The sequence below is a fragment of the Paenibacillus crassostreae genome (assembly GCF_001857945.1).
Classification (GTDB): domain Bacteria; phylum Bacillota; class Bacilli; order Paenibacillales; family Paenibacillaceae; genus Paenibacillus_AQ; species Paenibacillus_AQ crassostreae.
The window spans coordinates 39869-61855 of record NZ_CP017773.1; the positions used below are offsets into that span (position 1 = coordinate 39869).

General features: G+C 37.0%; 21 protein-coding genes and 1 pseudogene. 16 read left to right on the plus strand and 6 right to left on the minus strand.

What is annotated here, in order from left to right:
* Positions 1 to 410 precede the first annotated feature (410 nt).
* The 3 genes from LPB68_RS21830 (at position 411) to LPB68_RS21840 (ending at position 3191) form a co-directional block, all read left to right on the plus strand.
* Positions 411 to 1334: a Kiwa anti-phage protein KwaB-like domain-containing protein gene (locus tag LPB68_RS21830; RefSeq protein ID WP_082865658.1), complete on the plus strand. Its 924-nt coding sequence runs from the start codon at positions 411 to 413 to the stop codon at positions 1332 to 1334.
* Between the two features lie 20 nt (positions 1335 to 1354).
* Positions 1355 to 1912 carry a hypothetical protein gene (locus LPB68_RS21835; protein WP_068656993.1) on the plus strand — a complete coding sequence of 186 codons (558 nt, stop codon included), beginning with the start codon at positions 1355 to 1357 and terminating at the stop codon, positions 1910 to 1912.
* Positions 1913 to 2255: 343 nt separating this feature from the next.
* Complete coding sequence (locus LPB68_RS21840) at positions 2256 to 3191, plus strand: restriction endonuclease (protein ID WP_068656994.1); 936 nt, start codon at positions 2256 to 2258, stop codon at positions 3189 to 3191.
* Here the strand turns inward: LPB68_RS21840 and LPB68_RS23930 are convergent.
* Entirely contained in the window at positions 3154 to 3321 is a 168-nt protein-coding gene (locus LPB68_RS23930; RefSeq protein ID WP_418303850.1) for a hypothetical protein, read from the minus strand. The two genes, LPB68_RS21840 and LPB68_RS23930, sit on opposite strands and share 38 nt — an antisense overlap.
* Positions 3322 to 3365: 44 nt before the next feature.
* Positions 3366 to 3638: pseudogene (locus LPB68_RS21845) on the minus strand (MBL fold metallo-hydrolase); the annotation flags it as partial.
* Between the two features lie 428 nt (positions 3639 to 4066).
* Between LPB68_RS21845 and LPB68_RS21850 the strand changes: the two are divergent.
* Positions 4067 to 4660, plus strand: coding sequence for a hypothetical protein (locus LPB68_RS21850; RefSeq protein WP_068656996.1), 594 nt, complete (start codon positions 4067 to 4069; stop codon positions 4658 to 4660).
* Positions 4661 to 4973: 313 nt separating this feature from the next.
* Positions 4974 to 5387, plus strand: a complete 414-nt coding sequence (locus LPB68_RS21855; protein ID WP_068656997.1) for a hypothetical protein — start codon at positions 4974 to 4976, stop codon at positions 5385 to 5387.
* 596 nt (positions 5388 to 5983) lie between these two features.
* On the opposite strand, the gene LPB68_RS21860 is transcribed toward LPB68_RS21855, so the two are convergent.
* Both LPB68_RS21860 and LPB68_RS21865 read right to left on the minus strand, forming a co-directional pair.
* The gene (locus LPB68_RS21860) at positions 5984 to 6199 is read right to left on the minus strand and encodes a DUF3006 domain-containing protein (protein ID WP_068656999.1); all 216 of its coding nucleotides are present in this window, start codon (positions 6197 to 6199) and stop codon (positions 5984 to 5986) included.
* Positions 6199 to 7227, minus strand: coding sequence for an MBL fold metallo-hydrolase (locus LPB68_RS21865; RefSeq protein ID WP_068657001.1), 1029 nt, complete (start codon positions 7225 to 7227; stop codon positions 6199 to 6201). The genes LPB68_RS21860 and LPB68_RS21865 overlap by 1 nt, the downstream gene beginning before the upstream one ends.
* A 508-nt stretch (positions 7228 to 7735) precedes the next feature.
* Between LPB68_RS21865 and LPB68_RS21870 the strand changes: the two genes are divergently transcribed.
* The 5 genes from LPB68_RS21870 (at position 7736) to LPB68_RS21880 (ending at position 12430) form a co-directional block, all read left to right on the plus strand.
* Positions 7736 to 8212, plus strand: coding sequence for a hypothetical protein (locus tag LPB68_RS21870; protein ID WP_068657003.1), 477 nt, complete (start codon positions 7736 to 7738; stop codon positions 8210 to 8212).
* A 51-nt stretch (positions 8213 to 8263) separates the two neighbouring features.
* Entirely contained in the window at positions 8264 to 10114 is a 1851-nt protein-coding gene (locus LPB68_RS21875) for an N-6 DNA methylase (protein ID WP_068657005.1), read from the plus strand.
* A gap of 179 nt (positions 10115 to 10293) precedes the next feature.
* On the plus strand, positions 10294 to 10455 hold the full coding sequence (locus LPB68_RS23935) for a helix-turn-helix transcriptional regulator (protein WP_082865660.1): 162 nt from the start codon (positions 10294 to 10296) through the stop codon (positions 10453 to 10455).
* Between the two features lie 279 nt (positions 10456 to 10734).
* Positions 10735 to 10896 carry a hypothetical protein gene (locus tag LPB68_RS22955; RefSeq protein WP_157891928.1) on the plus strand — a complete coding sequence of 54 codons (162 nt, stop codon included), beginning with the start codon at positions 10735 to 10737 and terminating at the stop codon, positions 10894 to 10896.
* Between the two features lie 511 nt (positions 10897 to 11407).
* A complete protein-coding gene (locus LPB68_RS21880; protein ID WP_068657007.1) occupies positions 11408 to 12430 on the plus strand; it encodes a hypothetical protein in 1023 nt (340 codons plus the stop codon).
* 262 nt (positions 12431 to 12692) lie between these two features.
* Here the strand turns inward: LPB68_RS21880 and LPB68_RS21885 are convergent, their stop codons facing one another.
* Both LPB68_RS21885 and LPB68_RS21890 read right to left on the minus strand, forming a co-directional pair.
* Positions 12693 to 12908 (minus strand): DUF3006 domain-containing protein, encoded by a 216-nt coding sequence (locus LPB68_RS21885; RefSeq protein WP_068657009.1) that lies wholly within the window; start codon positions 12906 to 12908, stop codon positions 12693 to 12695.
* Complete coding sequence (locus LPB68_RS21890; RefSeq protein ID WP_198402139.1) at positions 12908 to 13936, minus strand: MBL fold metallo-hydrolase; 1029 nt, start codon at positions 13934 to 13936, stop codon at positions 12908 to 12910. The genes LPB68_RS21885 and LPB68_RS21890 overlap by 1 nt, the downstream gene beginning before the upstream one ends.
* A 247-nt stretch (positions 13937 to 14183) precedes the next feature.
* On the opposite strand from LPB68_RS21890, the gene LPB68_RS21895 reads away from it, so the two are divergent.
* The 6 genes from LPB68_RS21895 to LPB68_RS21930 all read left to right on the plus strand — a co-directional run bounded on the left by LPB68_RS21895 (position 14184) and on the right by LPB68_RS21930 (position 21983).
* A complete protein-coding gene (locus tag LPB68_RS21895) occupies positions 14184 to 15584 on the plus strand; it encodes a hypothetical protein (protein ID WP_068657013.1) in 1401 nt (466 codons plus the stop codon).
* Between the two features lie 233 nt (positions 15585 to 15817).
* A complete protein-coding gene (locus LPB68_RS21900; protein WP_068657015.1) occupies positions 15818 to 16309 on the plus strand; it encodes a hypothetical protein in 492 nt (163 codons plus the stop codon).
* A 158-nt stretch (positions 16310 to 16467) separates the two neighbouring features.
* Positions 16468 to 16662: a hypothetical protein gene (locus LPB68_RS21905; protein ID WP_068657017.1), complete on the plus strand. Its 195-nt coding sequence runs from the start codon at positions 16468 to 16470 to the stop codon at positions 16660 to 16662.
* 1355 nt (positions 16663 to 18017) lie between these two features.
* The gene (locus tag LPB68_RS21910) at positions 18018 to 18209 is read left to right on the plus strand and encodes a hypothetical protein (protein WP_068657019.1); all 192 of its coding nucleotides are present in this window, start codon (positions 18018 to 18020) and stop codon (positions 18207 to 18209) included.
* Positions 18210 to 18221: 12 nt separating this feature from the next.
* Entirely contained in the window at positions 18222 to 18554 is a 333-nt protein-coding gene (locus LPB68_RS21915; RefSeq protein WP_068657021.1) for a YolD-like family protein, read from the plus strand.
* Between the two features lie 1236 nt (positions 18555 to 19790).
* Positions 19791 to 21983: an ATP-dependent helicase gene (locus tag LPB68_RS21930; protein WP_068657027.1), complete on the plus strand. Its 2193-nt coding sequence runs from the start codon at positions 19791 to 19793 to the stop codon at positions 21981 to 21983.
* Positions 21984 to 21987 lie beyond the last annotated feature (4 nt).

Here is a 21987-nt window from a genome sequence, read left to right on the forward strand (position 1 = left end):
ATGTCTACGGACAGTCTGATATAATCGGCGGAGCTGTGTATCGCGCATAGTAGTAAAGCGAAAAGTTGAGGATTGAATCAGCATATTAAAAGAACAGTAAATAACTGCACGCCACACATATTGATAACGGGAATATCTAAAGCCATATTATTGAGTCTTCTACATCCAATAGATAAATGCATAGAAAAAATGAGATGATTTACTTTGGAGGTGTTCATCATGGGCTGGACTTATTTGCTCACGATAAACACCTTTTAGTACTACAGTGATGATAATAGTTGACAAACAGAAACACATAGAAGGAAATAGAAACGTATGTTCTTATTTAGTGATGGAGGAAAATGTTAAAGGATAAAGGCGATATAATCTCGAATTACTATATTATATAATTTTTGCAGGGAGATGAGGGAATGTCATTGGAGAGTATTATTGAGCAGATAAAAGGAGTTTTGGATGCACCTGAAGGTAAAGTTTCTTTGTATTTTACAAAGAAGGATTATAGAAGCAGCTACACTTCTTATAAACCAGGTATTTCGATTGATCTGCAAAAGGAATTTGTAACTATTGTGATAGAGGCTCTTGAAGAACTTAAAGAAAAAGAAGTAGTACCATTTAATCCAACTGGATCTTTAGATGATACACTTGAAGTGTGTAATTATGAATCGGTCGATAGTTTATCGCATATAATATATAGTCTAGACGAGGGGAGATTGCTTGAGTTCCCCCCAGATGATATCTCGAAGTTTACGTTTTATTGTTTGGTAATTAAGCCGAACGGATCTCATGACGAAGAAGAATTGCTCTTCTTCCGAAGAGTGACTAAATTTAAAAAGTTGAAAAAGGGCATCGTTGGTCGTATTGTTTCAGGTGACTTTGAGAAAATAGATGCTGAATTGTTAGGTATAGATAATTATATTGATATTGTTGGATATGATTCTCAACTAACAATTATGAATCATATTTCAATGGAACGGATTTTCGACATAAAGACCCAGTATCAAGAAAGTGCTAAAAGAACTCTTGCTATGATAAAAGATAGTAACAGGATTGAAAATTTCGAACAGTTTGAAGAAGACAGTATCAATGATGGTAGAGTTATAAGAGGACTTACTAAAATTCTACAAGAACCTGACAAGGTAAACCGATGCTTTGAAAATTTTGAAAAAGTTAAAGAACTAGTAAATGTTGTAGAATTGGATATCAAATTTTCCGAAGATGGATCTAAAATAATTTATGAGAGAAAAGATCAATTACAAAATATCACATTAATAATTAGGGATGCATATTATCAAACATTTATTACGGAACGCTTAGGAGTAGATGAGTTAGCCTGATAAACAAGGAGGTGGCGCATATGACCAGATTTTATAAATGGTTGCTCTTTATTTCATCATATGCACCTCTTTATTTATTACTAGCAATCAATAACTATGATTTCAAGTTGATTCCAGTTGAGTATTTCAAGACTGTTTTAGGTAGTGAACCTATGTTGTACTTCTGGATTGTGATCGTTATACTATTTATAATCTCTTTCGTAGCAGTTGGGTATTTTAGATTTATAAGTTTAAATGATAGTAGAGGATTGATTGGATTAAAACCGATGAATGAAAGCGTACTTAGTTATTTAATTACATATGTGATACCTTTGACTGCTATGAATGTCAGTAGTACTAACAGCTTAGTGGTAAATGGATTGCTTTTCATTATCATAGGTATTGTCTACGTAAACAGTGACTTATTGTACTTAAACATACTTTTAATTTTATTTGGTTATAGAGTCTACAATGATGCATCTAATAATGTGATTATTACCAACTACAGCAAGGACGAGTTAACAAATTTTATGAATACTGGAGAACGAGTGTTGTGTCGTAAAGTCGTTAATGGAGTTTATTTGATGAGACGACCTTAGTAATCAATGATATATAATAATTACTAAGAGGCAGTGTAACTAACTATTTCTGGAGAGCGCTTGGATGGCATGCAAGAGGTCGTCGGCTCGATCCCAATAGTATAATATACCTTAAACATAAACGGCAGAGATGCCGTTTATTTGTTTTGATTATCATGTGAGAGTCGACATATGTGGAGAGTTGCTTACTGTGGCTAAAAAAGTAATATAGCGAATTCAGTTAAATATTATATATTATAAAGCTTAAGGTGAAGAGAGATATTGATTGTGATTTTGTCTTTCGTATAGCGAAAAAAATATATCTGTTATTTGTAGGGTAAGAGTTATTAGGAGGAGGGCTAGAATGTCGTTTAATGAAATGTATTACTCAGATAATTATAGTACATTTGATGAATGGTTAGATCTTGTTCATGATTACGAAGAAGAAGTGTATCCTTGTTTCAGAATCCCTTATGATGAGTGGGTAGAAGAGTACTTAGTTAATATTGAGGATAAGTCGATTGATGAAGTGAAAGTATTACTGAGATGCTTATTAGTTCCTATTACCCGAAGGATAGATATATCAAATTATGAAACTTATGTTTTTTTAAAGGACTCAAAGAGTAAAACGGATATCGAAATGATGAATAGTATGTCTCACAACGAGGTTTATAAAAGATTGGCTAACGAACAGGATGCTTGGGAAGGCTTAACGTGGGTTTTAGAATTATTACCAAGAAATCCTTACAATGCAATTAAAGCACTTCAGAGTTATCTATTTGCACAGTCTAATTTACCTGACGACAGAATCATAGGTATTGAGCAATGTTCTGAAATAATCATGGCTAAATTTATTCACTTTGAAAATCCTCTAGAAAAATTGACGGAGTTAAAGTCTGTAGAATTTGAATGGTTAATTGAGTATTTGTATGAAAGTATGGGGTACGATACGAAATGGACGCTGGCCACTCGGGATGGTGGTAAAGATATTATTGCAGATATAGATAGAACTGACGGTAATGAGCATGTATATGTTGAATGTAAGTTATATAAAACGACTAAGTTGAAACTAGAAACGGTAAGAGCATTTCGTGATGTTATGATAGAAAACAAAGTAAATAGAGGGGTGATATTCTGTACAGGGTATGTAAATGGAAATATTAAGAAGTTTGATAAAAGAATTCAGATATGGTCATATGAGGATATTAATATTCTGCTTAATGCACATTTAGGAAGTGACTGGGTTGATAGATTGGATATACTTATTGAAAATAAGCGAAGGAAGTATAAAAAAGAGTAAGTATATGTACGGTTACTCTTTTAATAGATTGGCCTTTATTTTTTACAGCTAAGAGGAAATCCTTATACGTATCAGTCGTATGAGAAACTTTAGGTGCATATACAGATTTAACATCAACAGCTTTCAACACATCATCGAGTCCGCCTACATGATCCGCATCTGGATGGGTGGCGATGTATCAGTCGTATGAGAAACTTTAGGTGCATATACAGATTTAACATCAACAGCTTTCAACACATCATCGAGTCCGCCTACATGATCCGCATCTGGATGGGTGGCGATCATCACGTCTAATGTCTTAACACCGAGAGACTTCAGGTATTTCACAATATTTTTTCCTTGATTGTTATTTCCACCATCGATGAGGATGTATTGGTCTTTAGGGGTACGGATGAGTGTGGAGTCACCTTGGCCAACGTCGAAATAATACACTTGTAATATACCTATGGTATGTTTCTTTGGTAAGAGTCGTGTCTGCTGGTGTTGTAGTAGATTTGTTTAATTTTCTTTCTCATTCTCAGTTGATGACCCTACACCGATAATATAGGTAATTCTCTATCTTAAGGCCCAAATTGCATATTTGGTCTGACAATAATGGCCGCAATTGGTATCCGTTTTTCCTGGGTAAGCGCTAGCTATGACAGATAACATTACTAATAGAAAATTTTATTCTGGTAATCTTTAGGCTCAACACCAAAAAATTTGTTTAATATATTTGGTTCTGTTTGGTCTAGCTACATTCTATAATATTAGCTGGTTAGCGCAATCTAATAATAGATCCGAAGCTTCTTATCTATTTCAGGCTATTAGAATAGAACCAATCTATCCTTCCATTCATATGATTTAGTATGTTGACTGATAGGAGGGGTATACAATTGGAAAAGAAAAAAGTTGTAAGCAAAAAAAGGGTTTCACAACCCAAACAATGGCCAATCGCAACAAAATTTAGGCCCACAAAATCCCCCCGACGAACCGCAATTCGTGCTACGGCCGATTTTAGCTATGATGCCTCTGCTGTAAGGAATGGTAACTGGAGAAGCAGGTGCGGTTGTAATCAATTTGATTCTTGTAACACCCTCCAATGGGGACAGTCTTATATCACAATTAATAACCAAAGTGGTAGGTATAAATTAAAATTTTATCTTCGTTCCTACGGAAAACAGCATTGGTGGAATCCGTCGCGTACATTTGATGAAAATTGGAATGCATTCGTAAATACACCTCATACTGCTTACATCAGATTTGACTCAGGCATCATTCAACCTCGCGCAAGTGGGGGCGGATATTTCCGTAACGGAAACAATGATACTGGTTTTGGTGGGCAAGCTGGTACGATAGGGGTTGAGATTTTCGACAGTACTGGTACTCGCGTTAGAAGAATATTATTTTGGCCAAAAAGTTGGACGAATTGGGGGACTCTGTGGATGAGATGCGGTCATGATTACAACTTCAATTTCTTCGAAATATAAATAGCTAGGAACTGAGTTAGAAGTATATGAATAGGAACGTGTATAGCGAGTAAGCATAGCGCAAGATCCGTCACGGAAGTTTTCCTGTGGACGGATCTTTTCGCTCAACCGTAATTATTAATGTGTGTTAACGCGATCCTGTCTGATTTTAGATCAGCTCTTTTTACGTCCAAGTGGAATTTTTTTCTGGGACGTTATTTGATTTTTGATAAATCACGCTCTTTCATTTACGCAATTTTTCACAACGAGCTATGATAATTGTATATTTTGTAAAGCAAATTAATTGTAAAAACATCAAAAGGGGCGATTTTTCATGGGTTTTAAATCAGTTTCAGAGGAAATAACAATAGTCAATGCGGCTAATACTAAGGCGGAGCTACAATCTAAGAGTAATAAAGTTATATCACAACTTGATCTATTTTTGCTTGAAGATTTTTCTTTAGCAATTAAGCAAGAATATCGTCTCGAAATAATGAGTAATCGTGATGGGAGAGCTGCTACATACAGATTGACAGATGCACTAATTGATATTGATGCTTTAGTTAGTAATATGGTGTTACCACTTAAGCTTGATGTTGAAAAAGATGGCAATACTAAAATACTTGATTTTAATATTTCTAAGGCAGAACCTAATACGAGTTCCAGAATGGAAAACCCTAAGTATTACATATATTGCGATAATTCTAACGAGATAGGATTTACATTTTGGTTCAAAAAGAATAAGTAGTTGACTTTAATTGAAGCGCCCTCAAAAGAGGGTGCTTTTTTATAATTATCCAAATAGCTTTCCAGCACCAATTGGATCCCCCGGTTTATCGTTCCTAAATCCCAAGCGGCCCCGGAAAGTGATCCGGGTTCCATTAGGATTCTTAACGGAACTCGCAAGGAAGTAAAATACCTCTGGGGTAACGCTCGAACATCATGACTTATTCCACTTACGCTTACGCTTAACGCTTCATCTCCATCTCCATAAATCATAAAGTTCTACGAAGCAGAGCGGAACCGTGATTTCACTCCGCTAACGCTTCATTCCACCATCGTTCCAAGACCTATCTCGAATAATCAGGGAAGAAAAACACCTCTAGGGTAACGCTCAAACAGCATAGTTTTCTCCGCTCGCGCTATCGCTCCATCTCCATAAACCATCATGTTTTACGAAGCAGAGCGTAACCAAGCTTTCACTCCGCTGCGCTTCTTTCCACCATCGTTCTAAGACCGATAACAGATAATTGGTGCTGGCATATATTTAGTGATCCATTATTTGTTCACAGAAGCAAAATTCTGTATTTATTCAAAGTTATATTCAATTAACACGTAACTTTGTTAATCCTCGAACAAGTCATCCATTAAGTCTTTAATCTCTTTTTCTCTATTATTCGTATCAGCCGTATCGATCGAAATTTCATTATTATTGAAGAGAAGCGTATCACCGATCTTAACATTTGCTGGTAGTCTTTCTTTTAAAATATCCTCTGTTTGTCCGTCGAATTCTATAACGGCATATTTACCCTCAAATCGATCAAGTATTCCTTTTCTCATTATTTACTCTCCTTCGTTGATGTGAATGTAATTTTAGTACCATCTGAGATTGCTGTGATGGTGCCTTTTTGATCGGTTCGATAGGTCGTAGATTTTACATTTTTAAGACGAGTTAGAATGCCTGAGTTTGGATGACCATAGTTGTTTTTACCGACTGAGATAATGGCATATTTAGGTTTTACCGCATCAATAAATGATTTACTTGTTGAACTCGTAGAACCGTGGTGTCCGACCTTTAGTACATCAGCTTTTAAGCTAGATTTATCTAGAAGCATGTCGTTTTCCGATTGAAGTTCAGCATCTGCAGCAAATAGGAAGGAGTTATTTTTGTAAGTGACCTTTAGAACCGCACTCCAATTATTCAAATCATCACCATAAGTATTAACAGGGGCTAGAAACTTAGCCTCTACTCCGTTTAAAGGAATGGTCACACCTTTTGTAACGCTCTTGATTGTCCGACCTTCCTTTTTGACTGCTGTGAGGAAGTCTATGTATGTATCAGTCGTATGAGAAACTTTAGGTGCATATACAGATTTAACATCAACAGCTTTCAACACATCATCGAGTCCGCCTACATGATCCGCATCTGGATGGGTGGCGATCATCACGTCTAATGTCTTAACACCGAGAGACTCCAGGTATTTCACAACGTTTTTTCCTTGATTGTTATTTCCACCATCGATGAGGATGTATTGGTCTTTCGGTGTACGGATGAGTGTGGAGTCACCTTGGCCAACGTCAAAGTAATACACTTGTAATGTACCTACGGTTTGTTTCTTTGGTAAGAGTAGTGTCGTGTTTGCTGGGGTTGTAGTAGATTTGTTTTTATCTTCCCTCTCTTTCTCTGTTGATGACCCTCCTCCGTTATGGTAATGATATTCTCCATCTTTAAGGCCCCATTTTGCACAATTGGTCCGGCAATAATGGCCACCATTGGCATCCGTTTTTCCTGGGTGGGCGCTAGCTATGACAGGTAGCATGACTAATAGAATGGATATGAAAATTAAAAAGATTGCTTTCTTCTTCATTGAAGGTTTCCTCTCATAGCTATATTTAGGAAGTAGTCTATCAGACTTTGGTAAATATATCTATCACACTTCAAATTAAAGAGGTTAAAATCTGAATAATGGTTAGAGATAGCTTTCTTTACCGGTTAATGAACTCCATTCACGGGACGAAGATCAGTGTAGGTCGCTCGAAGATGGCTTATAAAACATCAAGACTGATTCGCTGCGCTACTCGTCATCATGTTTTATAAGCGAAGAGCAGCACCAAGACTTCGCTTACGCTACGTCATCGTGCTAAAGAGATATGAGTTCCAAATCTCGAGAATTCCTTACGTTGGAGTAATTGTGTGTAAGTTAACAGATACAATGCGGCTCAACAAATTCAAAACCTTAATATAGGTTATAGATTAATCCGTAAAGGTAATTTACATATTTATAAAAGTTAATGCTTTACTTTTATAAATAATGATGATATATTTAATTCAACAAAGAAATCAAAAAACTTATTTTTGAAGGTGAGGACAAAATAATGAATAAATCAATCGTGCAAACAACAAAACAGGTTATACCTCAAAGTACACTGCAGGCCGTTCGTGATTTATTGTACATAGGAAAAGGGTCAATCAATCCGCAATCTAAGAAACGAGGAGCATATAATTCACTCCAGGTAGCACGTTTTACAGAGACACATGAGGGGGTACCCTTTGTATTAGATCTTGTTGCTTTTAATAATATTGAGGAAAAACAATATCTGTTAGAAATGCACTACGGCACTCAAGAAATACAAACGGAATATGAAAAAGAAATGTTGGATCCCAATTGTTATTTAGTAATGGCCATTAAGGGGACGTATAACTCTTCAAGTTTAGTATTCTTAACATGGGTGGATGGTCTCGATAGACCTATGATGGTCAATCCTATCTATGATCGCTATCAAATTGCGGAGAGTATGCTGAAACATAATGAGGGAAATTCAGTGAGATTCCAAAGGTGTATACGAAGATAACATTATAAACATGAAGAATGAAATTCTAAAAAATTGAGGGAGTGGGCTATTTTGGATAACAATAATGGAAAAACACTTTATACCTTGGATAAAATGCGAGGTGTTTTAAATACTGAACAGAATGATCGTATAATCGTTCCTTTGCTTGCTTTACGATATGCCTATGCATATCAAAAAGAGGATGACTTTCAGTTCTCCATTTCGTGGGAAGAGCTATGTAGCGATCGCACCGGAGATAAAATTATATGTGCAATGAATGAATTAGCTATTCAAAAACCGTGGATAGAACAGGGGTTAAAACTATTCGAGGTAGAAGGTATCAGAAATTTAGATAGTTTATTATATGAACTTAGAAAAGTAGAACTAGCCAAAGATAACAGGGAGCTTCTTGAAATTTACTTTTCATTAAGCGCTAAAAATCGTAGCAAATATGGCGTGTCAAATGAAGCGAAGAAATTATATGAACCAAAGGAAGTCAATGAACTGGCTGTTAAACTTCTGGATATCAAGTCGGACTCTTCCGTCTATGATTTTCATGCTGGGTATGGAAGACCACTTGTAGAAGCAGCACGCTCAAATTCAAATATTTCTGTCTATGGAATGGATGCTAATCCAGAACTAGTAGGGATTGCAGAGCTTTCTGCTTTTATGTGTGGCTTACAACAGGGGGATTTTCAGCAAGGTGATGTGTTCAACGTATTACGAAATGAAGTGGGGTCTGAACGAAAGTTTGATTATGTGATCTCGCATCCGCCTCTTGGGATTAAACTGAATGAAGGGATTCATACCAAATATGGCGAGATTCGAAGAGATGGGACACTGGGATTTGTAGTTCATGCTTTAGAATCGTTGAAAGAAGAAGGTAAAGGGATAGTAACGGTCTCGAATGGTGTATTGTTTCAAGGATCGGGAGGAATACGTAAAGAACTGATCGATAATGATTGGATTGATGCTGTCATTACCTTACCTGCCGGCATTTTCACTGGTAGCGGTCTCTCGATCACGATGCTTGTCATTAATAAGAAGAAGGCACCTGAACGTAAAGGAAAGGTACAAGTAATCGATGCTAGCTCATTTGGTGAACGAAAACGTGGAGCAGTTATCATGTCATCTTCCGAATTGGATCAAATTAAGGACAGTTATTTTAACTATAAGGAAGATAATAAGTTATGTCGTATTCTCGATATATCTGAAATAAGTCAAAATAAATATAATCTATTACCTGGTTTTTATCTACAAATGGAAGATGCTTCATCTCTTATTGGAGAGGTACAGATCGATCGTTCTGCATTTGAGAAAAATCAAGAAACGATCAAATTAAAGGATATGGTACGTATTTACAGAGGGCTAAATACGGCAAGTGGTTTAGATACCGATACACTAAATGCGAAGGTCATTCAACTAGCAGATGTACAGGATGGATCTTTACATCTAGAGACAGTGGGTACGTACGGGTTAAAATTATCAACGAAGGAAGAAGAAGCCGAAATTCAAGTAGGTGATGTGCTCTTAACAAGTAGAGGAATTGCTATGAAGTGTGCGGTTGTAACAGAGATCACGAATGGTCCATATTACTTGTCGGCAAATTTTATAGGGCTTCGTCCTAGTCAAGGAGTTAATCCTTACTTTCTACTAACATTCTTTGAAAGTCCAATTGGCGAGTCCTATATTCGTTCCTTAAGGAAGGGTGTAACTCTACCCATATTAAACAGAAATGATATAGAGGATATCCCTATTCCTAATCTAACATCGGAAGAAATGGAGCAGATTGGGAATCAATATAAGAAAGTTTTAAGCGATTATACCGAAGCGAAAATAGCAGCTGAACATATGCAAGTTAGCCAGTTAGAGCAAATTTACAGGAAGATGGGTATTAGCAAAGGTTATAAGAGAAAAGATTAGATACTCAAAAGTTCAAACACACGATACTTCTATGCAGAGGAGCAATTATGTTGGCAAGAATACCATTACCATATAGATCTACAAATGAACTAACTAGACATCTTAGGATAGAGCAGGCTAAGAGGGTAACCGCGGCCAATGGAAGCTTTCGCCCAAGTCTTATGGACTTATAAAGTGAAATAGCAGATCATTGTCATGTTAAGGCAGATACAATCAATTTGATCAGACGTAATAAGAATCAACCTTCTTTACCAGTGGCCATAAAAATATGCGAGTTTTTAAATTGTGATATGGATGACTTGTTTCACTTGGAGGAAAATCCTGATTACGTGGGGGAATAAACTAGCTTGGTTCACAATTGTTATGTCTTCATCAAAAGAAACAAAAAAACTACTTAGGAAGTGTAGCTATCACTATGTTCCATTATGTTCGGGTATATACGACACCACATATTGATGAATATGTTAGGGATTAGAAAGAGGGTAAGGTATCCTAACTATAAGATAAAGTCCAAGATCAGGTGAAAGTAGGGGGCGCAGAAACTTTCGTAGCCACGGGACTCATACAATAGACTTATAACTTATGTGAACAATCAAAATGATCTTGAAAGGATGTCTACCTTGTATAAACAACGTTATAACCAGAAAACAAAGAACGGGAATACTGTGCCGATATTAATGATACAAACTTTTGGTGATTACCTTGAAGGCAAAGAGTATACAGTTGATTTGCTCTTAGCTGATATGTTGGTCACACATGAACATTGTGCTGTTCTGATTTAACGAAAAATCTTGAACTTACTTAAGTACGATTCAAATTTCTAGAAGATCGTATATATGAGAAGTTCCATAAGCTATTGCAAAAGTAAATATATCTATCATACATCAAATTAAATAAGTTAAGATCTGAATAATGCTTAAGGATAACTTCCTCCCCAGTAATCCACTCCATTCATGGGACGAAGATCGGTGTACGTCGCTCGAAGTTGGCTTATAAACATCAAGACTGATTCGCTACGCTACTCGTCATCATGTTTATAAGCGAAGAGCAGCACCAAGACTCCGTTTACGCTACGTCATCGTGCAAAAGAGATATACAGACTCAAAAGGATAATAAAAAATGGAGAGAACAACAGTGAAACCAATACTTGTTAAGTGAACATAAAAAGGTAGACCGTTAAAATAAAGAATTATACTGGTGGTAGCCAAAGGGCAGGTTCTATTAACTTAGAGGAAATAAAGAGGTTATAATATTAGAAAATACGATAAATAAGAATACGGGGGATCATTGTAGATGGACAGTACAGATATCATTGCAATATCAAAAATAGCGTCCCTTATAGAAGAAGAGAAAATTATTAGAACGAATAATAACTCGGTATGGGACAAGATTTTGTCCAACGCTGGGCAAAGAAAACTCTACGTAGAATATCAACATAATCTTAATCCATTTACTTACTACAACCATCGTCCCAACGAGAATCCAAAGTTTAGAGAGTTCTTTACAGCAATCAAATCTATTTTGCAGACTGTGTATCTGGAATCAAGTGATAATGGAGAATTTCAAAAGCTCATGGAAGCGATCGTTCAATCTATTGATTTTGACATAATATTAATGGGAGATGTCACGTCGGTGAAAGGTGGTTTTGATTACGACACATTTAAGGATTTCATGGAAAATGTTCATGAAATCCGTGCGGTAGAGACGCTCGCAGAAAGGGCAACTCCTGCCTTCAAGGAGTTTCGCCTTAATCTGAACATCCTTAATCTCGACCTGCAGTTCGAAAATAAGAAGCTTACGTTAAGGCATCTGACTGAAGATATTGATAACTCAAACAAAAAGGCTAGCATTGTTATGGAGTGGCTGACAACTTTGTATCCACTAATTAGTAAAAGCTATAAAGAAGCTTTAGAAAACTATTCAGCTGGTAATCCAAGCGCATGTATCTTCAGCTGCAGAAACATCATAACTGGTATTTTTTCGGAGTTAAAGGATGATGATACTTCTTGGATTACAGGGCTACAAAAGATTAGTACCGATGTGAATATTAAAAATATTGTTGCTAAGAATATTCCCCAAGGTAGTGCTAACGTTAAAATGATATTTGATAATGTACAGCAGTTTAAGTACCCAAGATTTATGGTCATTTACAGCCTATACTCATTAACTTGTGATTTGGGTGCACATACTCACGAGGCACCAAAAATGGGTGGCGTATTACATCCTGAAATTACAACGATGAATGATGCCCTATTGTGCTTACGAATGACGCAAGACGTATTACTTTGGGTTAAATCAGAGATAGATAAACTATAAATCCATAGCTAAGAATCGTAGTAAATTGCGAAGGCAGTTAAGGGTATTCTTGATTCTAATCGGTTCCATTATAGCTTGAATGAATATATATGTTGGTTCGTAGAGAGTAGTATTTTAAGCTCTCCAAGATGTAGTGGATAAGCCAAGTAGAAAAGCAAAGAACCAGCCTAGGCTGGTTCTATATTAATTATGCTATATTTTTTCTTGCGAATATAAGAGTAAGGGACCATAGTACTTCGTGTTTCATATTTAAATTATTAATTTAATCCTCAAATAATTCATCCATTAGTTCTTGGATCTCTTTTTCTCTATTTTTCGTATCAGCCGTATCGATCGAAATTTCATTATCATTGAAGAGAAGCGTATCACCGATCTTAACATCTGTAGGTAGTTTTGCTTTTAAGATATCCTCTGTTTGTCCGTTGAATTCTATAACCGCATATTCACCCTCAAATCGATCAAGTATTCCTTTTCTCATTATTTACTCCCCTTTGTTGATGTGAATGTTATTTTAGTACCATCTGAGATGGCTGTGATGGTGCCTTTTTGATCCGTCCGATAGGTCGTGGCTTTCACATTTGTAAGGCGAGCTAGAATGCCAGAGTTTGGATGACCATAGTTGTTTTTACCGACTGAGATAATGGCATACTTAGGTTTTACCGCATCAATAAATGATTTACTTGTTGAACTCGTAGAGCCATGGTGTCCGACCTTTAGAACGTCAGCTTTTAAATTGGATTTATCTAAAAGCATGTCGTTTTCCGATTCAAGCTCAGCATCTGCAGCAAATAGGAAGGAGTTATTTTTGTAAGTGACCTTTAGAACCGCACTCCAATTATTCAAATCATCACCGTAGGTATTCACGGGAGCTAAAAAGGTAGCTGCAATATCGGTTAGTGGAATAGTGAGACCTTTGGTTACACTTTTAATAGATTGGCCTTCATTTTTTACAGCTAAAAGGAAATCCTTATACGTATCCGTTGTATGGGAGACTTTAGGTGCATATACAGATTTAACATCAACAGCCTTCAGTACATCATCGAGTCCACCTATATGATCTGCATCTGGATGGGTGGCGATCATCACGTCTAATGTCTTAACACCGAGAGACTCCAGGTATTTCACAACGTTTTTCCCTTGATTGTTATTTCCACCATCGATGAGGATGTATTGGTCTTTCGGTGTACGGATGAGTGTGGAGTCACCTTGGCCAACGTCGAAATAATACACTTGTAATGTACCTACGGTTTGTTTTTTTGGTAAGAGTAGAGTCGTGTCTGTTGGTGTTGTAGTAGATTTGTTTTTATCTTCTTTCTCTTTCTCAGATTTGCTTGATTCACCGTTATGGTAATGATATTCTCCATCTTTAAGGCCCCATTTTGCACAATTGGTCCGGCAATAATGGCCGCCATTGGCATCCGTTTTTCCTGGGTGGGCGCTAGCTATGACAGGTAGCATGACTAATAGAATGGATATAAATAATGCAATGGAAGTTTTTCTCTTCATTAAGGTCATCCTCTCATAGTTCTATATAGGAAGTAGTTTATCAAATGTTGGTAAGTATATCTATGTTATTGGTAGTAACTCTGAGAGGAAATGGATGAGTAACATATTCTCTTCTATTAATAAGTTGTGATTCAATAATATAACGGAAGATGTAAGAGTTATTATTGACTGTCGTATAAATTACAGATACAATAAATAATGGTAGTATATGGATTTTATGGGTTATTATTTTATAGGGGTGATCTAGTTGGAATCAACCATTACGATTCGCTCAGAGATTGAAGATTACATAAGAAGGACTGGGAAGGGTATAAATGGACTATCCCAGTCTTTTGGTTTGAATAAAGGAATTTTAAGTGCCATTATTAATCGCAATCCGCCTAAACCTATTTCTGTAAGACAACTAGATATTATTACTGCAGGGATGGAGCTTCCGGAAGGGGCATTGTATGAGTTATATATAGATGAAATTATAGTTTCAAATCCACTTAATTGGCGAAGGTTGAAGCCTTTTTTACAAAGGTGTGCAGAACTTGAAAAATATAATTGTATTGAGGAGGTTCTTCAGGGGCTTGTCGATGATCTCTCATTTATTCCAGGTATATTTAATACAGCAGAATTACTTTATGAACAGGGCTTGATCCAAGCAGCACTCATGCTTTATGAATGTGTAGCTGAAGGCGAGAAATATCAACACTCCGAGAGGTTGGCTATTTGTCAATATCGTATTTTCAAAACAAAACTAGGTCAAGACAATACGATTAATCTTAAGATTGCTAGTCAGTTCGAACCGTTTATGAATCGATTACCTGAAGATGAGCAACTTGATGCATTACGAGATTTGGGTAATGTCTATACGACACTTCATGCTTGGAAGCGTGTAGACGAGATTGCCAATCAATTAGAGAACTTGGTTAGCATTATATATAAAGTTGAATGTGAGTCTAACAAGTATGATGAATCGAATAGAAAAACGAAGTATCCTTTGGTTGTTTATTACGGACAAGTCTATTTGATGAAGGTAGCCGTGTACGATAATGCAAAAGACTATGAGCAGGCGAAGGAATACAATAATCGTTATGCTAATTTAAGTTGGTTTATGGGTTTAGGAGCAGAAGGAAAGGTATGTGTTAACAATTTTAGGATGTGGTCTAAGGCAAATGCCTATGTTTTTGATTTAAAAACGGGGAAGACAGATACACTATCTGAATATGTGTCTTATATTGAAGATAAGGAATATGAGATCCTTCCAGGCTTAGAAATGATTATGAAATCTGCTAATGAATATAATCTGAATGTGGATCACATTCTCCTACAGTTTGAGGACCGGATTTCTTCTTACTTTCAGTCGGATTTTGTGGGGGAAGGTTATAAGCAACAGTTTAGTATGGATCGGTACACTACCTTTTTTTATGAACTTGCCTATTATTATTTTAAGAATTCTCGTCAGGAGATGGCGATTACCTATGTATTGGCAAGTTTGGGTTTTGCTGTTAAAATAAATAATAAGGCATGTATTATCTTATGTATGAAGTTGTTTGAAGAATTAAGAGATTTTGCATCGATGGAAGTTTTACATAAATATAAAAATACTATTAAAGGAGTTCATGAAGATGCGGAAAATGATATATTCTTTGTTGGCAGTTAGTCTAGCCTTTTTTATTTTTATTCAACCGACTCCTCCAACTTCAGGATCAGGAACGGTAACTACCTTGATCCATGGTATCGGGTGGTATTGATTAGAAACGTTTAATGTTTAAAATAAGAATTCTTTACTAGTGTCAGATAAGAAAGTAAATAGAAGCCACATGCAACCGACATTGATGGTTATTGCATGTGGCCTTTTATATTATGGGTATATGTTCAAAGTGTAGGAGGAGGGTGAGGACTATTTTTGATGCTAATCGGTTTGGGTATAACTTACACCAATATATATGTTGGTTTGTAGAGAGTGGTGTTTATAGCTCAGAGGAAATGATGAAGACTTTGAAAAGTAAATTAGATGTGGATGATACTCATGTACAAAGTATAGTTCAATTCATGTTCTATTCATTTGCAAAGTCTCGGTTTGCTTGTTTAGAAATCAAGAGCGATCCTTTGGATTATGTTCTATATCCCATGGTAGAGCCTCATATGTTTGCTCACTACCTTAAAACATCATATACAGATCGAAGAGGAATTCGTATAAAGATTGGCCAAAAGGTTAAATTTAGTGTTTGGGATGGAGATAATGCACCTGAACACCTGGATTTTTGGACAGGGGAGGTCTTAGAAACAAGACATGATCAAGGTTTCGTGGAGTATATCATCCAAAGAGACTTAGATCATCAAATGGTTAGGGATAGGAGAGGATTCATAAGAGAAGTAATATAACGGTAGTAAATCTAGACGATGGATGTATTAGTCGCTATTTATAGCAGGAATGGTGTGCAGCTGTGTCAAATATAACAGGATAATCATAATGCTACATATCGAAGTTCATAGTGATTTAGGGTTACAAAACTAAGTACCATTAAGGAGTGAAGCTGATCATGATCGAAGAATTACGTATAGCTGCAATGTATCATCAGAGAGTTATCTTAACATTACAGGATGGAGATTTGATAACAGGTGTAGTTGAAATGTCTACTGATCCGACCCGAGTGAAGATACGATGTATAGATGGATTGGTATGGGTTCCCTATGAGGACATTGTGAATGTAAATCGGTTGATAACACTTCATTAAATAGCTTGAATACATAATAGTCTATAAGTACAGGTGGCCCAATGGGTCACCTATTTTTTACAGCATACACGAGCATATTTGCTTGGCTTGAGTTAGATGGTTTAAACAACGTATTGAATATAATCCCCCGGTTCATCGTCCCTAAATCCCAAGCGAACCCGGGAAAGGCACCTCGTTTCCATTGAGATTTTTAACGGGACTAGCAGGGTAGTAGAAGACCTCTGGGGTAACGCTTGAACAGCAATGTTTCCTCCGATTACGCTATCACTCCATCTTCGCTTGCGTTATCGCTCCAACTCCGTAAACCATCCTGTTTTACGAAGCAAAACGGAACCATGATTCCATTACGCTAACGCTTCATTACATCATCGTTCCAAGAGATTTTCGGGTTATTTCGAAGAAGAAGGGACTGCTGGGGTAACGCTTGAACAGCAAGGTTTCCTCCGCTTACGCTATTGCTCCATCTCCGAAAACCATCCTGTTTTACGTTGCAGAACGGAACCATGATTTCACTGCGCTAACGCTTCATTACATCATCGTTCCAAGTGCTGTTTGGGTTATTTCGAAGAAGGAGGGACTTCTGGGGTAACGCTTGAACAGCAAGGTTTCCTCCGCTTACGCTGTTGCTCCATCTCCGTAAACCATCCTGTTCTACGTAGCAGAACGGAACCGTGATTCCACTGCGCTAGCGCTTCACTTCATCAACGTTCCAAGACCCATTGGGGGTATCTCAAGAAGAAGGGACTGCTGGGGTAACGCTCGAACAGCATGGTTTTTTCCGCCTACGCTATCACTTCATCTCCGCTTACGTTTACGCTCCATCTCCATAAACTATCATGTTCTACGTAGCAGATCGGAACCATGATTTCATTACGCTACGCTTCACTTCATCAACGTTCCAAAACCCATTCCGAATAATCGAGGAAGGAAAACTGTTATACGCCTATGTCGAAGAAGTGGAGGAAATGATCGAGATATCTAGACCCTAAACCTTTAGTCTAATATATCCGGCGAGCGTCGCAATTCCTGTTGCCACAGCTGTCTTAGTTAAATTTGATGTTGGGTTTGCTGGTCACTTGGGATACAAGCTGCCAAAAACGAAGTGACTATAAAATATGGTGCTTTAATAGCTGCTTAAGGTATACCTTAACTCAATATTCTTTCATGGTCATATACAGCATTTAATCTTTTTTCTACTATAAGTGATGGTAGAAATCTAACACGATTAACGGATGCAGCAAAGGAAATCTTAGGAAAATGGTTCCATGAAATAATAAGGTTTTTGATTATCTCTTGAATAAAGAATGTATGTTCGCATATAATAAGAACTAGTGTTCTTATAAGGAGTGAATGTCATGTCAGCTAAATACATCGGTCAAATTGTTGAAATTATCTATATGGATCGTAACGGAAAAATCACACAGCGCTGTATTGAGGTGAATTCGATTCGCAATGGCCTAATTAAGGCAACTTGTCTTAAGTCTGGATCAGCACGGACATTTCGCCTGGACAATGTATTGGCATGGCAACTATCGAAGACAGCATAGGAGGTCATTAGTGTGGGTAAGAAGCTTGAAGGAAACGGATTATACGAATCATCGCGAATGATCATCCCTCAACACAAAGAGGCTATTCTGAGACAAGCGAAAGAGGAGATGCGGAGAGCGAGGCCAATCCTTGATGAACAGCAATGGGAGACGGTAGAACGTGCGATTGCTGATTCTTTAAATGAGCACGTAACAATTACACTCCAGGTGTTCGGTGCATTTGAGAATAGGGAACTAAAGGGGATTGTCGAAACAGTTAATATATATCGCCAAGAGATTAAGTTCAACTTTGATGATGAGTGGGAGTGGATCAAGTATCAAAACATCATATCAGCTGAAGGATAAAATTTAAAATTAAATAAATACCGTTATTTTTGCAATTTCAAGAACCGGAAATACCCGCGTTATTACAAGAAGGATTGCTTATTTATTTGAAGGTGATTTTTTTGGAAGCAGAAATACTGCTATATTAATTCACGGAAGGGCAAGCAGAACTTTCTGACTATGATACACATATGAATGCAATTATATTTAAGGATACTACGACACCTTACATTGAAAAAAATCAGGAGTATATCTTTAATGGAGAATTGCGATTGTATAATGGGGAATACCAATTTGTAGTGAAGAGTATAATAAATCCATAGGTTCTGTTTGACTTTTAAGTGATTCTTGTCAATCAGTTTTACATAAGGTATATTGTAATCAAGAAAATAATTTACGGATATGCGGAAGCACCGCAGATACTGCTCCTTTACAGGAGTTTTGTCTGCGGTTTTTTGCGTTTCCGAAACAAATTGGAGGATGAAAATATGAATTGCTGTACGTTTTGTTCGAAAAAAAATCAGATGCTCTTTACTCACATGGCTAACAAAGTTGGCTCACTATGCTTGGAATGCTATATGAAAATTCAGGGATCGTGTGCGGTATGTAACGAACGTTTTATGCCATTTAAAGTGAAGGAAGATGTAACATACTATATCGAGGCAAAATTTATCAGCATGAGTGAGAAAAATATTATTCTTTGTGAGGGCTGTTATGATGCTATTCAGCGTAAGTTTCCAGAGAAAATAAATGAAAGATAGGAAGATCAAGGATCGGGAATGTAGGTATTGTTATAGATAAGGATCATCGTTAGGATTAGTATTGTAACAGTATATGAGCATTGTTGACTAACCGAGAGGTACTATGTTGCAGGGACATTACAATAAGAGAAATTAGAGTTATAAGCTCGTTTTAAAGACAATGAGGGTTAAACAATGGAGATTTTTGATTCTAAAGTGACATTAGTAAATAATCGCTTTCGCAGAGGAAGGGAATGAGCTATGGTTAAAGTAAGAAGAAAATTGAGTAATTCGAGTCCGGAAACTTATGTTACGAAAATTCCATTCATAGGTCAACGTAAATTGGAGCAGTCTAAAAGAAATTTGGAACTTTTGAAAAGAGATAGATACAACTTAGACAATAGTTTGATAGAGGGAATTCTCAATTGGCTTGTGTCGAATAAGAGGGTTGAACGTGATGCTTTAATGTAAAATGAGAAAATAGGATCATATGGTTGAACGAAGGGATTAATGTTGTATGAATGTTAAAGAGGAATTCTTTAATCGTAAGAAAAATGAATTAGATGTTTCCTTAAACGATGTCCAACTAAAGGCTGTTCTTCAAACGGAAGGACCATTGCTATTATTAGCATCGCCTGGATCTGGGAAGACGACTACGATCATTATGCGAATTGGCTATCTAATAGAGGAAAAGGGTGTAGACCCAAGAAGGATTAAGGCAGTTACATTTAGTAAGGCATCAGCAAATGATATGAAGGAGCGATTCAAACGGTTCTTTCCCAATCTTCCGCCTGTTGAATTCTCAACGATACATAGTTTTGCCTTCGAAGTCGTGCGGGAACACTTTCGAAGAGTAAGAACTCCTTACCAAATTATCGAGGGTGACTTGGATTTGGAAGAGCAAAGCGTTGGTGATTCGGACAAGTTGCTGCTACACAAAAAGATTATCTTGAAGAAGCTGTTCAAATCGATTGTGGGCGAGAATATTACCGAAGACAAAATGGACGAACTGACGACCTATATCAGTTTCATCAAAAATAAGATGATCCCTTCAGATAAATGGTCACTTATTCCGGTTGAGGTTCCAGAAGCAGAGCGGATTCTGCGTGAATATGAGTTATTTAAGAAGTCGGGACATAGTAAGTTGTTAATAGATTTTGACGATATGCTGACGATAAGTGAGCAGGTATTAGGGGGGGATAAGGAATTGCTACGGATGTACCAAGAGAGGTACGATTACATCCTTACGGACGAAAGCCAAGATACCTCAATGGTTCAACATGCCATTATCGAAAAGCTGGTTATGGAACATGGAAATCTTTGTGTTGTCGCTGATGATGATCAAAGTATCTATAGCTGGAGAGGTGCGGAACCTTCCTATTTGCTCAACTTCAAACAAGTATATCCGAATGCCATAACCTTGTTTATGGAGCAGAATTATCGTTCATCCAGGGATGTCGTCAGTGTAGCTAATCAGTTTATTAAGCGAAATAAAAATCGGTACGACAAGAATATGTTCACGAAGAATCCTCCGATGAATCCGATCAAGATTAGGAGTTTTGCGGATAACGTATACCAAACTAAGTATTTGGTGCAGGAAATTCAAAAGATTGAAAATCTTGCAGAAGTGGCGGTATTGTATCGTAACAATTCATCGTCAATTGCACTAATCAATGAGTTTGATCGAGCAGGTATTCCCTTTTATATGAAAGATGCGGATAATCGTTTCTTCTCTCATTGGGTGGTCGAAGATATCTTGAACTTTATGCGGATGACCTTTACTGACAAGCGTTCAGACATTTTAGAAAAAATCCATTTGAAGTTTAACGGCTACATTAGCAGACAGCAGATGGCGGCAGTGAAAGAAATCAACAACAATGAATCGGTATTTGATAATTTGCTGAATTACGTCCAGTTGCAGGATTATCAAGTGAAACAATTGATCGGAAGCAAAGAAACATTCGAACAAATGAAAGGGATGCCACCACTACAGGCTATCCGTGTCATTCGAGATCGATTAGGTTATGAGAAGGCTCTTGAAAAGATATGTGAACGTCTTGGATTCCGAATGGAATACTTGATAGGAATCCTAAACACATTAGAAGAGATTGCAGATACTCTGGAGACAATGGAGCAATTTGCGAATCGGCTAAAGTATCTTGATTCGGTTTTAAAGAATGCAAAGTCCAGCAAGGGTCAAAATTCAGTAACGTTCTCAACGTTTCATAGCTCGAAGGGATTAGAATTTGAGAGAGTATATATGCTTGATTTGATTGAAGGAAATATTCCATCTTTAAATGACATCGAAAATACCGCCTTAATAGAAGAAGCGACACGGTTGTTCTATGTTGGCATGACAAGGGCGAAACAGCACTTGGAGATGATCGTATATAGGGAAAGAGATGGGAAGAAGGTTAAAGAATCACAATTTGTAGCAGGTGTTAGGGATATTATGAATCCTCCAAAGATAATCCCTAAGAATGAGGTAGCAAAAAAGGAGATAAAATCAGCCTATTCGATCCCGTACAATCCCAATTCAATAAAAAGTATAGCTCAACTGAAGATTGGGGAAATGGTAAAACATAGGGTATTTGGTAGAGGTGAACTTCTTCAAATCGATGGAGATGTCATCGAAATAGGTTTTAGTAGAGGAATAAAAAGTCTATCTATTGAAACGTGTCTGGAATTGGGACTGCTGGAGCCAATGTAATAGA

Coding starts and splice junctions, on each gene's coding strand:
- LPB68_RS21830 (WP_082865658.1), top strand. CDS start 411: ATGTCATTGGAGAGTATTATTGAGCAGATAAAAGGAGTTTTGGATGCA.
- LPB68_RS21835 (WP_068656993.1), top strand. CDS start 1,355: ATGACCAGATTTTATAAATGGTTGCTCTTTATTTCATCATATGCACCT.
- LPB68_RS21840 (WP_068656994.1), top strand. CDS start 2,256: ATGTCGTTTAATGAAATGTATTACTCAGATAATTATAGTACATTTGAT.
- LPB68_RS21855 (WP_068656997.1), top strand. CDS start 4,974: ATGGGTTTTAAATCAGTTTCAGAGGAAATAACAATAGTCAATGCGGCT.
- LPB68_RS21860 (WP_068656999.1), bottom strand. CDS start 6,199: ATGAGAAAAGGAATACTTGATCGATTTGAGGGTAAATATGCCGTTATA.
- LPB68_RS21865 (WP_068657001.1), bottom strand. CDS start 7,227: ATGAAGAAGAAAGCAATCTTTTTAATTTTCATATCCATTCTATTAGTC.
- LPB68_RS21870 (WP_068657003.1), top strand. CDS start 7,736: ATGAATAAATCAATCGTGCAAACAACAAAACAGGTTATACCTCAAAGT.
- LPB68_RS21880 (WP_068657007.1), top strand. CDS start 11,408: ATGGACAGTACAGATATCATTGCAATATCAAAAATAGCGTCCCTTATA.
- LPB68_RS21885 (WP_068657009.1), bottom strand. CDS start 12,908: ATGAGAAAAGGAATACTTGATCGATTTGAGGGTGAATATGCGGTTATA.
- LPB68_RS21890 (WP_198402139.1), bottom strand. CDS start 13,936: ATGAAGAGAAAAACTTCCATTGCATTATTTATATCCATTCTATTAGTC.
- LPB68_RS21905 (WP_068657017.1), top strand. CDS start 16,468: ATGATCGAAGAATTACGTATAGCTGCAATGTATCATCAGAGAGTTATC.
- LPB68_RS21910 (WP_068657019.1), top strand. CDS start 18,018: ATGTCAGCTAAATACATCGGTCAAATTGTTGAAATTATCTATATGGAT.
- LPB68_RS21930 (WP_068657027.1), top strand. CDS start 19,791: ATGAATGTTAAAGAGGAATTCTTTAATCGTAAGAAAAATGAATTAGAT.